At 56.9% G+C, this 15,038-nt stretch carries 11 protein-coding genes; all 11 read right to left on the bottom strand.

Annotation, left to right across the window (positions count from 1 at the left end; genetic code table 11):
• Window positions 1-120 precede the first annotated feature (120 nt).
• On the bottom strand, window positions 121-2,199 hold the full coding sequence (gene mrdA / locus MOST_RS02730; protein ID WP_054936269.1) for a penicillin-binding protein 2: 2,079 nt from the start codon (window positions 2,197-2,199) through the stop codon (window positions 121-123).
• Window positions 2,166-2,669 (bottom strand): rod shape-determining protein MreD, encoded by a 504-nt coding sequence (gene mreD / locus MOST_RS02725; protein ID WP_054936270.1) that lies wholly within the window; start codon window positions 2,667-2,669, stop codon window positions 2,166-2,168. Before mreD ends, mrdA begins: the two co-directional genes overlap by 34 nt.
• Window positions 2,596-3,510: a rod shape-determining protein MreC gene (gene mreC, locus MOST_RS02720; protein ID WP_054936271.1), complete on the bottom strand. Its 915-nt coding sequence runs from the start codon at window positions 3,508-3,510 to the stop codon at window positions 2,596-2,598. Before mreC ends, mreD begins: the two co-directional genes overlap by 74 nt.
• A 15-nt stretch (window positions 3,511-3,525) precedes the next feature.
• Window positions 3,526-4,566, bottom strand: a complete 1,041-nt coding sequence (locus tag MOST_RS02715) for a rod shape-determining protein (protein WP_054936272.1) — start codon at window positions 4,564-4,566, stop codon at window positions 3,526-3,528.
• Window positions 4,567-4,655: 89 nt separating this feature from the next.
• Complete coding sequence (gene radC, locus MOST_RS02710) at window positions 4,656-5,351, bottom strand: RadC family protein (RefSeq protein ID WP_054936273.1); 696 nt, start codon at window positions 5,349-5,351, stop codon at window positions 4,656-4,658.
• Window positions 5,348-5,938 carry a Maf family protein gene (locus MOST_RS02705; RefSeq protein WP_106007020.1) on the bottom strand — a complete coding sequence of 197 codons (591 nt, stop codon included), beginning with the start codon at window positions 5,936-5,938 and terminating at the stop codon, window positions 5,348-5,350. Before MOST_RS02705 ends, radC begins: the two co-directional genes overlap by 4 nt.
• A 148-nt stretch (window positions 5,939-6,086) precedes the next feature.
• Window positions 6,087-6,734 carry a redox-sensing transcriptional repressor Rex gene (locus MOST_RS02700; RefSeq protein WP_054936275.1) on the bottom strand — a complete coding sequence of 216 codons (648 nt, stop codon included), beginning with the start codon at window positions 6,732-6,734 and terminating at the stop codon, window positions 6,087-6,089.
• A gap of 62 nt (window positions 6,735-6,796) precedes the next feature.
• Window positions 6,797-8,119, bottom strand: a complete 1,323-nt coding sequence (locus MOST_RS02695; protein WP_054936276.1) for a bifunctional folylpolyglutamate synthase/dihydrofolate synthase — start codon at window positions 8,117-8,119, stop codon at window positions 6,797-6,799.
• An 11-nt stretch (window positions 8,120-8,130) separates the two neighbouring features.
• Window positions 8,131-10,773: a valine--tRNA ligase gene (locus MOST_RS02690; RefSeq protein ID WP_054936277.1), complete on the bottom strand. Its 2,643-nt coding sequence runs from the start codon at window positions 10,771-10,773 to the stop codon at window positions 8,131-8,133.
• Between the two features lie 126 nt (window positions 10,774-10,899).
• A complete protein-coding gene (gene lon, locus MOST_RS02685; protein ID WP_054936278.1) occupies window positions 10,900-13,212 on the bottom strand; it encodes an endopeptidase La in 2,313 nt (770 codons plus the stop codon).
• 98 nt (window positions 13,213-13,310) lie between these two features.
• Entirely contained in the window at window positions 13,311-15,029 is a 1,719-nt protein-coding gene (gene lonB / locus MOST_RS02680) for an ATP-dependent protease LonB (RefSeq protein ID WP_054936279.1), read from the bottom strand.
• Between the last annotated feature and the right edge of the window lie 9 nt (window positions 15,030-15,038).

The raw sequence follows: 15,038 nt of genomic DNA, 5'->3' as shown, positions 1-15,038 counted from the left end.
GGCAGAATCCGCTTCGGCTTTATTAATTTTCTACACTGGTGAGGTAAATCCTGCCGCAGCAGGAAAAAAGATGGGGTCTTTTTTCCCCATCTTCTCAGCAAAAAAAGACACTCGTGGACATTATTCCACGGAAACGCCGTTAAAGGGTTTATTTAAGATCTCGGTAAGACCAAAATACTGGGCCAGGACTGCCCGGGCCACCACCCCGGCGGAATCGCCGCCGTGCCGGGCATATTCGATTACCACTGCCAAGGCAATCTGGGGGTCATCATAAGGGGCGAAGGCGACAAAGGTACCATAGAAATCACTGTTTTTGTCATCACCGGCCAGGCCCGTCTGGGCTGTACCGGTTTTGGCTGCCACCTGGATATTGGGCGGGAAATCCCGGAAAAGAAAGCCTGCCGTACCTTCGGTGGATCTGGTCACTTCCAGCATGGCTCGCCGCACCTCGGCCATTACCTCAGGAGAAATGGTCACCTTGCCGGCTATCTCAGGCTGGTACTGTTTTTTTAACGAACCGTCGGCACCAATGACCTTTTCCACCAGATAAGGCCGCCAGCGGGTGCCGCCGTTGGCCAGGGTGGCCACATAATTGGCCAGCTGGATAATGGTATAGTTATTGGCTCCCTGGCCCATGGAGGTCAGGAAGGTATCAAAGGGCTGCCAGGTAGTGTCAAAGTTATAATTAATCTGGTACTGGGCTTTAACCTGGTTTAGCTCCCTTTCCTTTTGTTTAAGGAGGTTATTCTTTTCCTCCGGGCTGGCCCCGGCCAGGAGTCCAGCATATTTCTTTTCAATCGCAGCCTCCTGGTTTTTCAACCACCGGTTCCAAACAGGGGCAAAGACTTCCTTTTTCCACGCCGGCGATGGTAGAATACCCGCAGCTTCGCCCTGGAGACCGATGGCCCCGGTAGGTTCTCCCAGGCCAAACTGGCGCGCCACCTCGTCGATTTTCTCAATGCCGGTCATATCCCCCGCCCACTGGAAGTAGGTATTGCAGGAGACGGCCATGGCCCGGTATAAATTTACATTGCCGTGGACGGCCCAGCAGTTAATGCCGCCCGGTTTCCAGTAACGGCCGGCATCATAAATGGTATCCAAGGGTTTAACGACTTGGGATTCCAGGGCCGCCAGGGCAGTGATGGGTTTAAAAACGGACCCTGGCGGGTAAACCCCCTGGATGGCCCGGTTGAAAAGGGGTTTCAGGCGCGGGTCGTTATAATAGCCCTGCTTCTTAGCGTAATTGCCGTTGACAAAATCATTGGGATTCATATCCGGCTTGCTGGCCAGGGCAAGTATCGCCCCGCTCTTGACATCCAGGACCACCGCCGCCCCGCCGCCGGCTTTGGGATTCTTTTCCTTGGTAGCCGCAATCACCTGGTCCATGGCCTTTTCCAGGGTCTGCTGGAGTTTCAAGTCAATGGTGAGCTGCACGGTATCGCCCGGGGTGGGCGGCAAGGTTACCAGGTCCCGGACTTTACGGTTATAGGCGTCTACCTCCACCTGCTCGGCGCCCTTCTTGCCGCGCAGTCCCACTTCCCGGCCGCCCTCGTTACTGTATTCCAGGAAGGCTTCAATACCGCTCTTGCCAATTTTATCGTTGAGGCCGTAATTTTCTTCTTTCCTGGCTTCAAGTTCCTGCTGGGTAATCTGGCCGACGTAACCCAGGAGGTGACCGGCCAGGGGACCGTAGGGGTAATAACGCTGGGGTTCTTCAATAATATTTACCCCCGGCAGGTCCTGGCGGTGCTCCTCCAGCCTGGTGACCGTGGCTATCGCCCGGGGATCACTGGCCGGGAGCCTTTTGATCTCCGTTGGCTGGTAACGGAAAGGGTTATTCTTGATCAATTCTTTAATAGCCGCCGGCGTCAGCTCCGGGTCCTCCAGATAGGTGGAGAGGTTATTAATGACGGCATCCATGTCCTGGTTGGGTATACTACGGATGGTAATGACATACACCGGCTGGCTGGTGGCCAGGACCTGGCCGTTCCTATCCAGGATATCACCCCGCCGGGCTTCAATGGGGTTAATGCGGATGCGGTTCTCGGCCGATTGCTTGCTGAATTCCTGGGCATTGACAATCTGGAGAAAAAACAGGCGGGAGGTTAAGAGGATAAAGATAAAGATAACGATTGCCAGGTAGCCATTAAGGCGCCTGGAGAGTTTCAGCTTCCAATTTTCCTTTTCCTGGTCCCCCATGCTGCTCCCCCTTGATAAAAGCTATACCCCAGCAGGGCCAGGCTGCCGTTATAAACGGCCATGGGTAACACAACGTTCAGTAGCCCGGCCAGCCAGGGATATTTAAAACCGGCAAGATGCCCCACTAACAAAAATAAGAAGCCCTGACCAATGGTAGCCAGGAAAGCGAGGATAGCGGGTCCCAGGAGGTTATCCTGATTCAACCAATCCTTACTTAAACCCATCAGGTACCCGCTAACCATCCTGGTCAAGGCATTAAGGCCCAGAAACTTAGCCAGGTATAAGTCCTCCAGCAGCCCGTAGATAAAACCCAGGGCAGCTCCCCGGGGTGCCCCTTTGAGAAAGGCAAAAATTGCCAGGAAAACAGTTAGCAGGTCGGCCTTTACTCCTGCCATCTTAAGGGCCGGCAGCAGGGTTGCCTCCAGGATGAGTCCTGCCAGCCCCAGGAGCACCAGCCCCAGGAACTGCATCTTCAATGCCCCCCTTGATCCGGGTAATGACCAGGACTTCTTCCAGCCGGTCAAAGTCTACCGCTGGTTGGATAATGGCCCGTTTCATAAGCCCGTCGGGCTCGGGTAAAACTTTGACCACCGTTCCCAGGAGTAAACCCTTGGGGAAAATACCGCCCAGGCCGGAAGTGACGACTACCTGATTTTCCATCACCGGGGCATCGCGGGCGATATGAATCATTTGCAGGTAGCCGCGGTAATCCGGGCTCCCCTCGACGATGCCCGGCGTCCGGTTAACCTGGACCATGCCGCCCAGGGCGCCTTCGCGGTCCAGGATCAGCAAGACTTCCGCCGTCCGGGGTGTGACGGCAATGATCCGGCCGACCACTCCCTGGGAGGTAACCACCACCTGGTCTTTTTGCAGTCCCGCCCTGGAGCCAAGGCCCAGGGTAAGGGTATGGTACCAGTTGGAAGGATTGCGGCCGATGACCGGGGCCACGGTAAAGTCAAAGGCATTGCGGTTTACTTCCGTAAATTTAAGGAGGTTGCGCAGGCGGTTGTTTTCCTGGCGGTATTCTTCCAGCTGGATGTTGGCCGCCTTTAAAGCAGCTATTTCTTGCTTCAAGGCCTGGTTCTCGGCCTGGAGGCGACTGTAATCCCTGATTGCCGCCAGCCACGCCCCGGTTTTGTTTACTACCAGGGTAATACCCCTTTCGGCCGGAGCCAGGGCATCCCGGAGGCCACCTTCTAAAATGCTTAAGTGCCCCCGTTCCAGGGCCGTCCAGCGCATGATGACATAGAAACTTAAGGCAGCCAACAACAAGATGAGAGGGGTCACGAGCTTCCGCCGGTGGGGGCCCAAAGCTCCTCCCTCCCTTTAACCTAATCGCTGCGCCGGTAAGAGCACCCGTTTCAGGACTTCAATATTTTCCAGGACCTTACCCGTACCTACAGCCACGGCCGTTAAGGGGTCTTCGGCCATATTCACGGGCATGCCCGTTTCCTGGCTCACCAGGCGGTCCAGGCCCCAGAGCAGGGAGCCGCCGCCGGCCAGAACGATGCCCCGGTCCATGAGGTCAGCAGCCAGCTCGGGAGGCGTCCTTTCCAGGCAGACCTTAATAGCCTCCAGGATGGCAGCCACCGGTTCCGCCAGGGCTTCCTGGACTTCAGCTGCCGTAATCTCAATGGTCTTGGGTAACCCGGTGACCAGGTCCCGGCCGCGGACGGCATAGGTGCGTTCTTTGCGGGCACGGTCCTCTTCCGTATCACCAAAAAAGGCCGCCCCCAGCTCGATCTTGATCTCCTCCGCCGTCCGCTCACCAATCATCAGGTTATAGGTACGTTTGATATACTGGGTAATGGCCTCATCCATTTCATCGCCGCCAATCCGAATGGAGCGGCTGGTGACAATACCTCCCAGGGAGATAACGGCTACCTCTGTAGTACCGCCGCCAATATCAACAATCATGTTGCCCGTCGGCTCGTAAACCGGCAACCCGGCACCGATGGCTGCCGCCATGGGTTCCTCAATCAGGTAAGCTTCCTTGGCCCCGGCCTGGAAGGCAGCTTCCCTCACGGCCCGCGCTTCCACGGCCGTAACGCCGGAAGGAACACCTACTACCACCCGCGGCCGTACCAGAAATCCCTTCGAAATGGACTTCTCAATAAAGTACCGCAACATACTCTGGGTAACATCAAAATCAGCAATGACCCCGTCCTTTAAAGGACGGATGGCGACAATATTACCAGGGGTCCGGCCAATCATCCGCTTGGCTTCTTCACCAACGGCCAGGACATTGCCTGTTCCCCGCTGGATGGCTACCACCGATGGTTCCCGCAGGACAATGCCCTTGTTACGGACATGCACCAGGGTATTGGCCGTTCCCAGGTCAATCCCGAGATCCCGGGCGAAGATCATACTTTAGCTCCTTCCTGCTTAACTCGCACCCATTATAGTACATGATCAAATTTAAGGGCAACAGGATATTAATAGAAGTCGGATATACATTATAATAAATTTCGTTCCTTGAAGCTGGTAAAGCGACCGTCGCCGATAATCAGATGATCCAGCACCTCGATCCCCAGGATCTGGCCGGCTTCCACCAGGCGTCGGGTAACCTGGATGTCTTCCTGGCTGGGGGTAGGATCGCCGCTGGGGTGATTATGGGCCAGGATAATGGCCGCAGCACTGCGCCGGATGGGGTCTTTAAAGACCTCGCGGGGGTGGGCCGGGGAAGAATTAAGGCTCCCTACGGAGACATTGTCTATCCCAATCACCTGGTTTTTGGTATTTAGGGAAACGGTACGGAAATTTTCCCGGTCCAGATAGCGCATTTCGTCCATGAGGAGGCCAGCTACATCCCACGGGTTCTTAATCACTGTCCGGAATAGGTTAAAAGCGGCCAGGCGCCGGCCAAGTTCCAGGGCTGCTTTCAGCTCAGCTGCCTTGGCCAGGCCAATGCCTTTTTCTTTTTGCAACTCTTCCAGGGAAGCACCGGCCAGGTACTGGAGTCCCTCGGGCCGGGAGAGCAGGCGGCAGGCCACGTCGATGGCCGTCTCGGTCCTGGTGCCCGTCCGGATAAGGATGGCTAGCAGCTCGGCATTGGACAGGGCCTGGGGCCCGGCGCTCAAAAGCCTTTCCCGGGGCCGCAAATCGGCCGGCATCTCTTTAATGGTCGTCCCTTTCGCCGCTTCCCCGGTCATTCTCTCTCTCCTCCCCACACATCCACGCCGAACTCCTCCAGGAGCTCCACCACTTTGACCAGGGGCAGGCCGACGACGTTAAAATAGTCGCCGTTGATCCTTTCCACCAGCAGGGCGCCGCGTTCCTGGATGCCGTAAGCCCCGGCTTTATCCAGGGGTTCCCCTGTGGCTACGTAGGCGGAAATCACAGCCGGTGCCACCTGGCGAAAAGTTACTTCCGTGCTGGCGTGGGTAAACTTTTCTTCGCCGCCCGGGGCCCTGACTACCGCCACCCCGGTATAAACGGTATGGGTACGGCCGCTTAAAAAGGCCAGCATCGTCGCGGCTTCTGCCGGTGAGGCCGGTTTGCCAAGAACCTGCCCCTGGCAGACGACAATGGTATCGGCACCGATGACCAGGCCCTCTTTACATGTACCAGCCACGGCCCGGGCCTTGGCCAGGGCCAGGGCCTCTACCCTGGCCGCCGGTGGCAGGTCCCTGAAGTTGCTTTCATCCACCTGGCTGGGGTGGACGTCGAAGCTTAAACCTATGCGTTGCAAGAGTTCACGCCGTCGCGGTGAGGCCGAAGCGAGAATTAACCTCTCCACCAGGTTTTCCTCCGAAAACATCTTAGCGAGGGTATGTCCCTTAGCCGCTCAGGAACTACGCGCTGCCATAACAACGGCCCGGTTCGGCCGCCCTACGCCGCCCGCGGATTGCCAATGATGGGGTTAGCCCCTGCAAACATGCCACCCCTTACCTCCCGGCCTTTATGCTCCGGCGGAAGGCCAGGTTAAAGGTGAGTAGTTCCAGGTTGACGGAAAGGTCAACATTGCGGAGTTCAATGTGCTCCGGTACATTGAGCACCCGGGGGGCAAAGTTTAATATTCCCTGGATGCTTGTCTCAGCCAGCTGGTCGGCGACGTCCTGGGCATACTCCGCCGGTACGGCAATGATGGCGATCTGGGCCTTTTCCCGTTCGATAATTTCCTTCAGGCGCTCCATGGGGTAGACTTCAACGCCGTTCAAGCGGTAGCCGATTTTATGGGGAGCATTGTCAAAAATGCCTACCACCTTAAAACCGCGCTCGCGAAAGCCACCGTACATGGACAGGGCCGTACCCAGGTTGCCGGCACCGATGATGACCACCGACCAGGTGGTGTTGAGACCCAGGATCTTGATGATATGCCAGTAAAGATCTTTTACATTATACCCCACCCCACGGGTACCGAATTCGCCAAAATAGGCCAGGTCCTTGCGTACCTGGGCCGGGCTAACGCCAACGCCGTCGGCTATTTCCCCCGAAGAGATGGTTGTCACTCCCCGCCGGTCGACCTGGGCCAGGTAGCGGGAATAAACTGAAAGCCGTATAATAGTTGCCTCTGGAATTTTGAGGGTCTTCACCTTAACCTGCCCCCTTGATGGCTAAATATCGCCTTGCACAAGTTATATTTTAAAGATATTCGCTACCGGCAGGTAAAATCCTCTTTTTTGAGCTTCTTAAGCCATTCTCTGGCGTCTGCCACCATGTACAATGATCCTGTTACACAGATGAGGTCAGACGGCCCGGCAATATGCAAAGCGCGGTTCAGGGCTGCAGGGATACTTTCAATAACTTCTACCTGTTCAACATACCGGCGCACAAGGCCCGCCAGGGACTGCCACTCCCCGGCGCGGGGATTATTGGGCCGGGTGACAATTACCGCTGCAGCCTTTGGGGCCAGCTCGGCCACTACCTTTTCGCGCTCTTTGTCGGCCAGCATCCCCAGGACCAGGATTAGCTGCCGGTAGGAGAATATTTCTTCCAGGGCCCGGCGGAGAGTCCTGGCCCCGTCAACGTTATGGGCGCCATCGATGACTACCATGGGTTCCCGATGCATAATTTCCAGCCGGCCCGGCCAGGAAGCCTGCGCCAGGCCATGGCGGATATGAGTCGCCGTGACCCCAAGGCCGTGGTGGCGCACGGCCGCTTCGACCACAGTGACGGCTATAGCGGCATTTTCCAGCTGGTGCCTGCCCAGCAGGGGGGTTCTAAGGCCTTCATAAGTTCCCAGCTGGCCCTGCAGGTCAAACTCGCCCCCGGCCAGGGACACCCGGCGTTCCTGCCAGGTGACATCCCGGCCCACGCGGTAAAGGGTGGCCCCCTTTTCCCGGCAGGTACGGCTGATTACTTCCAGGGCCTCGGGGCGATGGGCCGCAGTCACCACGATGCCGCCTTCCTTGATAATCCCGGCCTTGACCCTGGCTATTGCAGCTATATTGTTCCCCAGGTACTGCATGTGATCCATACCCACATTGGTGATGACACTTACCAGGGCAGAATCAATAACATTGGTAGAATCAATGGCCCCCCCGAGGCCGACCTCCAGGACCGCCAGGTCAACACCCTCCTCGGCAAAATATTTCAGGGCCACTGCCGTACTTACTTCAAATTCCGTCGGGTGTTCATAACCTGCGGCCACCATGGCCTCTAATACCGGCTTAAACCATGTCAGGAGGGCTGCCAGGCGTTCTTCGGGAATACTCGCGCCATTAATCCGCATCCGTTCGGTATAGGAATGAAGGTGAGGAGAAGTAAAAAGACCTACCCGGTAACCGGCCTGCTCCAGGATACTGGCAACCATGGCGGCTACCGAACCCTTGCCGTTGGTCCCGCCAATATGGATAAACCGCAACCGTTCCTGGGGCGAACCGCACCGGCGGGTGAGCTCTTTAATCCGCTCCAGGCCAAGATTACAGCCAAACTTTGTCAGCTGCCTTAGAAATTCCAGTGCTTCCCTATAGTTCACCCCTTCGCCTCCTAACCCTGGAGGAAGCTCAGGCGCTGGCTCAAAGCCGCTACCTTGCTCTTTAATTCCGCCGCCCTGGCTTCTTCCTTGGCCACAATGGCCGCCGGGGCCTTGGTGCGGAAGTCGACCCTGGCCAGTTTCTTTTCCACCTTTTCTAGCTCGGCCCGGGTATTTTGCAGTTCCTTCTCCAGGCGGGCTTGTTCCTTTTCCAGGTCAATCAGGCCGGCCAGGGGCAGGAACACCTGGATGCCGCCGGTGACCGCCGTTGCCGCCCGGGCGGGTGGCTGGGGTAAAGCAGCCTTCACCTCCACCGGGCTGGCTGCCGCCAAGACTTCCAGGTAAAGGGAGGCCCGTTGCAATATTTGCCGGTCTTTATCTGCTTCTGCTACGAGGATGACCTCTGCCGTCCGGCCCGGGGGTACATTCATTTCGCTGCGCAGGTTGCGGATGGCCCTGATGACGGCCATAATTAATTCCATGGCCCTCTCCGCTTCCCTGTCATCCCGCTCCGGCAAAGCCCGGGGCCAGGAGCTGACCATGATGCTCTCCCTTTTCCCCGGTAAGTGCTGCCATATCTCTTCGGTAATAAAGGGCATAAAGGGATGGAGGAGCTGGAGGCTTTTACCCAGGACTTCCACCAAAACCCCCTGGGCCACCTGCCGGGCTTTTTGATCCTTGCCGTACAGGCGGGGTTTGATTAGTTCAATATACCAGTCGCAAAATTCCCCCCAGAAAAAGTCGTAAAGGAGCCGGGCCACCTCGCCGATTTCATAGGCCTCGAGGCCCTCCGTGACCTCGCCAATCAGCCGGTTTAAACGGCTTAAAATCCAGCGGTCGGGCAGGGCCAGATCTTTTGGCTCAAGGAGAACGGGTTTAAAGTCCTCCAAGTTCAGGAGGGCAAAGCGGGCCGCATTCCAGATTTTATTGGTGAAATTGCGGGTGCCCTCTAGGCGTTCGGGATGAAAACGCAGGTCGTTCCCCGGCGTATTGCCGGTAACCAGCATAAAGCGCAGGCAGTCGGCCCCGTATTTTTCGATTACCTCCATGGGATCGACGCCGTTACCCAGGGATTTACTCATTTTCCGCCCTTGCGCATCCAGGACGAGGCCATGGATGAGAACCTCCCGGAAGGGCACCTGGCCCATGAACTCCAGGCCCATGAAAAGCATCCGGGCGACCCAGAAAAAGATGATGTCCCGGCCTGTTACCAGGACGGAAGTGGGATAGAAAGTTTTCAGTTCCGGGGTATCTTCCGGCCAGCCCAGGGTGGAAAAGGGCCAGAGGGCGGAACTGAACCACGTATCCAGGACATCGGGATCCTGTTCCAGGGCCGTACTGCCGCAGGCAGGACACTCCTCAGGATCTGCTACGGCGCAAATTTCTTCACCGCACTGCTGGCAGTACCAGACGGGAATGCGGTGGCCCCACCAGAGCTGGCGGGAAATGCACCAGTCACGGATATTCTCCAGCCAGTTCAGGTATATTTTCGTGAAGCGTTCCGGGATAAAGCGGACCTTACCTTCTTTCGCCGCCTGGATGGCCGGCGCGGCCAGGGGAGCCATGCGCACGAACCACTGTGGTGAAACCAGGGGCTCCACCACGGTGCCGCAGCGATAACAGTGCCCCACGGCATGGGTGTACTCTTCCACCTTGACCAGGAAGCCCTTATTTTTCAGGTCTTCAACTATTCTCTGGCGGCAGGCGTAGCGTTCCATGCCCGCGTAGGGACCTGCTTCTTCCGTCATCACCGCATCCTTGCCGATGACGGTAATGGCGGGAAGGTTATGCCGGGCCGCCACTTCAAAGTCATTGGGATCATGAGCCGGGGTAATTTTAACGGCGCCGGTGCCAAAGGAAGGATCGACGTAGCTGTCGGCGATGAGGGGGATTTCCCGGTTAACCAGGGGGAGGATCAGGGTTTTCCCGATCAACCCCTGGTAACGCTCGTCCCCGGGGTTCACGGCTACGGCCGTATCGCCCAGCATGGTTTCCGGCCGGGTGGTGGCCACGGTAATACCGCCGCTGCCGTCTTTAAAGGGATAGCGGATATACCAGAGACGGCCGGCTTCCTCTTCATGCTCCACTTCGATATCGGAAATGGTGGTGTGGCAGCGGGGGCACCAGTTGATAATATAACTGCCCCGGTAAATAAGGCCCTTTTCATAAAGGCGGACAAAGACCTCGCGCACAGCCCGGGAACAGCCCTCATCCATGGTAAAGCGCTCCCGGCTCCAGTCGCAGGAGGTGCCCAGGAGGCGCAGTTGCCTGGTAATGCGGTTGCCATACTCGTTTTTCCAGGCCCAGACTCGCTCCAGGAACTTCTCCCGGCCCAGGTCATACTTGCTCAAGCCTTCCTTGGCCAGTTCTTCTTCCACCCGGGCCTGGGTGGCTATGCCGGCATGGTCGGTACCCGGCACCCAGAGGGTAGCATCCCCCCGCATGCGGTGCCAGCGGGTGAGGATGTCCTGGAGGGTATTGTCCAGGGCATGGCCCAGGTGCAGGCTCCCGGTAACGTTGGGCGGGGGCATAACTATGCTGAATGGTTGCTGGCCTGCTGCCGGCAGGGGACCGCGAAAATAGCCTTCTTGCGTCCAGTAGCGGTACCATTTTTCTTCCACGGCTTTAGGATCGTAGACCTTATCTAGCGCAGCCAAAACGCTTGCCTCCTTACCTACAAAAAACCCCCATCCGCCCGGACGGACGAGGGGAGATAAGCCATAGCGGCGCTCTCTACGGTACTATCTTACCGATTTCTGGCTCTTACTGTCAAGTATTGTCTGTTATTCTTCCTTCCTCACCAGGGATTCCTTCAGGACTTCATCCATATGCTCCACCAGGATGAAGTTGAGCTTGCGCCGGATATTGGCCGGGATGTCCTCCAGGTTTTTTTCATTCTCCCGGGGGAGGATAATGTTTTTGAGACCGGCCCGGTGGGCCGCCAGGACCTTTTCTTTAATACCGCCTACCGGCAACACCCGGCCGCGCAGGGTTATCTCGCCCGTCATGGCCAGGTTGGCCTTCACAGGTACACCGGTGAGGGCCGAGGCCATGGCCGTGGCCATGGTAATCCCCGCCGAAGGCCCGTCTTTGGGGATGGCCCCCTCGGGCACGTGGATGTGCAGGTCATGCTTCTCATGGAAGTCTGCTTCCAGCCCCAGGGCGTCCGCCCGGGAACGGATATAGCTGAAGCCGGCGTAAGCGGATTCTTTCATGACATCGCCGAGTTTCCCCGTCAGGGTAAGGTTACCCTTACCCTTCATGACGGAAACTTCTACATTGAGCACCTCGCCGCCGACTTCCGTCCAGGCCAGCCCGTTGGCCACCCCTACCACCTCATTCTGGAAGGCTTCCGTGTGCCGGTAACGGGGAATACCCAGGTACTCTTCCACGTTGCTGGCGGTTATTCTAACTGCCTTAGTTTTACCGCTGACAATATCCCGGGCCGTTTTGCGGCAAATGGTGGCAATCTGCCGCTCCAGGTTGCGCACCCCGGCTTCCCGGGTGTATTCCCGTACAATCCGGCGCAGGGCATTTTCCGATATTTCCAGCTGGTCCTTTTTCAGGCCGTGTTCCTTGATTTGTTTGGGCAATAAATGCAAAGCAGCAATTTTAACCTTTTCCTCTTCGGTATAACCCGGGATGCGGATAACCTCCATCCGGTCGAGCAACGGGCGCGGGATGGAGTATTCGACGTTGGCCGTGGTAATAAACATAACCCTGGAGAGATCAAAGGGAGCTTCAATATAGTGATCGCTGAACATATGGTTCTGTTCCGGGTCCAGGACCTCCAGCAGGGCCGAAGCCGGGTCGCCGCGAAAGTCGCTGCTCAGTTTATCAATTTCATCCAGTAAAAAGACCGGGTTCCTGGTACCTGCCTGCTTCATGCCCTGGATTATCCGCCCCGGCAGGGCGCCCACATAGGTGCGCCGGTGGCCCCGGATTTCGGCCTCATCCCGCACACCGCCCAGGGAGATGCGTACAAACTTGCGCTGCAGGGCCCGGGCAATGGATTTGGCCAGGGAGGTCTTGCCTACCCCCGGCGGCCCGACAAAGCAGATGATGGGACCTTTCATTTTCTTAGCCAGCTGGCGGATAGCCAGGTATTCCAGGATGCGGTCCTTGACTTCCTTTAAGCCATAGTGATCCTCATCAAGGATGCGCTCGGCCACCTTTACATCCAGGCGGTCCCGGGTTTGCTTGTTCCACGGCAGGCTCAAAAGCCAGTCCAGGTAGTTGCGAACAACCGTTGTCTCAGCAACCATGGGCGGCATTTTTTCCAGGCGTTCGACTTCCTTTAAAGCCCGCTCCCGCACGTCTTTGGGCAGCCTGGCTGCTTCAATTTTCTGCCGCAGTTCCTCGGCCTCGGCTACCCTTTCATCTTTTTCCCCCAGCTCTTTCTGGATGGCTTTAATCTGCTCACGCAGGTAGTATTCCTTCTGGGTCTTTTCCATCTGCTTGCGGACGCGTAAGTTGATCTTCCGTTCCAGTTCCAGGATTTCCTTTTCCTTGGCCAGGATTTCGCACAAGAGGTTCAGGCGTTCTTTAATGTCTACCGCTTCCAGCACGGCCTGTTTATCAGTCAGTTTAAGGTTAAGGTGGGAAGCCACCACATCGGCCAGCCGCCCCGGTTCCTCCAGGCTAACGACGGCCACCACCGTCTCCGGGGGGATTCTTTTGGACATCTTGACATAGGTCTCAAATTCATCGATCAGGCAGCGCATGAGGGCTTCGATTTCGCTGGAAGTTTCGGCAGGCTCCGGGGCTTCCTCAACTTCAACTTTAAGGAAGGGATCATAGCTCAAATATTCCCTGATCTTTCCCCGCCGGATACCCTCAACGAGGATGCGAATGGTGCCACCGGGTAATTTTAATAATTGCTTTATCTCAGCTATGGTCCCGGTAGTATAAATATCATCTTCCCCGGGATCGTCATCCTGGGCCTCCTTTTGCATGGCCAGGAAAATAACCCGGTCCCTTAGCATTGCCTCCTCAATGGCACTGACCGAACGCTCCCGCCCGACATCCAGGTGAATTACCGTGTAAGGAAAAACAATAACCCCTCGCAGGGGCAACAGGGGAAGGATTCGACTCAAACTTTACACCTCCAGGGTGCTCCCTCGTATATACTTTTATCTCTCCAGGTAATTATTCGAGTATATTCTACGGCATTATTCGTCTTATTGCAATAGCTTTAGCAGCTTAACGGGCGGGAGGGCAAAGGTGAAGCGCTTAAAACCTGGGGCCGGGCTTTGAAGCTTTCATGGCCGCTAACCTTTGCCCGCGGCATTAAGGCCTGTTCCAGGACCTCGTTGACCGTCTGCACAGGCACTACCTGGATATCCGGCAAAGAGCGGTATATTTCCTGCCAGTTATCTTTAGGAATGAGCACTTTTTTCGCCCCGGCAAGGCGGGCAGCTTCTACCTTGGCCACCACACCGCCCACCGGCCGGACGGCACCCCGGATAGAAACTTCCCCGGTCATGGCAACCAGGTTGTTAACCGGTATGTCTGTAAAGGCGGAATAAGCTGCCGTTAACATGCTGATACCGGCGGAAGGCCCATCTACCGGTACTCCCCCGGGAAAATTAAGGTGAATATCATAATCCCGTACATCTACCTGTAAGAGCTTGCGTAAGACAGTCAGGACATTATCCACCGCATTGCGGGCCATGCTCCGGCGCCGCACCCGGCGGCCGTCGCTACTTCCGCTTTCTTCTTCCTCGATGACGCCCGTAACGGTAACCTGGCCGCGGCGGTGGCCGGCAAAATTAACGCTGGCTTCCAGCTCGACGAGAAGGCCCATATTGGGACCGTAGACAGCCAGGGCGTTAACCACGCCCACCTGGGGCTCAACTGGAACCCGGCCGTCCTGGCGCGGGGTATATTGGCAGCTGGTTACCACCCATTCCACATCCTCGCGGGTAATCTCCTGGCGCTTTTCCGTAATGGCCAGGCCTGCTGCCAGCTGCACCATGTTAACGGCTTCGCGGCCGTTGGTGGCATACTGCTTGATTACTTCCACGGCGGCCGGGGCAATGGTTAAGTTTATCTTCCTGGCCGCATTGCGGACAATGATGCCGATTTCTTCGGCGAGCAGGGGGCGGAAAAAGACTTCCAGGCAGCGTGAGCGGATGGCGGCCGGGATCTCCTGGGGCAAACGGGTGGTGGCTCCTACCAGGCGAAAATCGGCCGGCAAGCCGTTCCGGAAGATATCATGGATATGGCTGGGGATATTGCTGTCTTCCGAACTGTAATAAGCGCTTTCCAGGATCACTTTCCGGTCTTCCAGGACCTTTAGCAGCTTGTTAATCTGGATGGGGTGCAGTTCGCCAATTTCATCAATAAACAGGATACCTCCGTGGGCGCGGGTGACGGCCCCGGGTTTGGGCTGGGGAATACCAGCCATTCCCAGGGGGCCGGCCCCCTGGTAGATGGGGTCATGCACGGAACCAATCAGGGGATCGGCAATGCCCCGTTCATCAAAACGCGAGGTCGCCCCGTCTACTTCCACAAACTGAGCCGTCTCTTTAAAGGGGGAGTGGGGGTTTTTCTTAGCTTCTTCCAGGACCAGGCGGGCCGCTGCCGTCTTGCCTACCCCCGGCGGCCCGTAGATAATAACGTGCTGGGGGTTGGGACCACAAAGGGCGGCCCGGAGCGCTTTAAGGCCCTCCTCCTGGCCGATTATCTCCTCAAAAGTAGTGGGCCGGGTCTTTTCCGCCAGGGGTTCCGACAGGGATATTTCCCGCATCCGCTGGAGTTTCTCCAGTTCTTTACGGGATTCCTTCTCGACAGCCACCCGGTTGCCCTGCTGGTTGCGCAAAAGGTTCCAGAAATAGAGGCCGATTATCACGGCAAAAAATATCTGGATAAAGCTTAAGAATCCTCCCAGGCCCTGACCCCATTCATACATTGGTCTTTA

It is taken from the genome of Neomoorella stamsii (assembly GCF_002995805.1).
Classification (GTDB): Bacteria; Bacillota; DSM-521; order Neomoorellales; family Neomoorellaceae; genus Neomoorella; species Neomoorella stamsii.
Note: the sequence above shows the minus strand (reverse complement) of the source record. Positions and strands in the feature narration are given on the sequence as shown.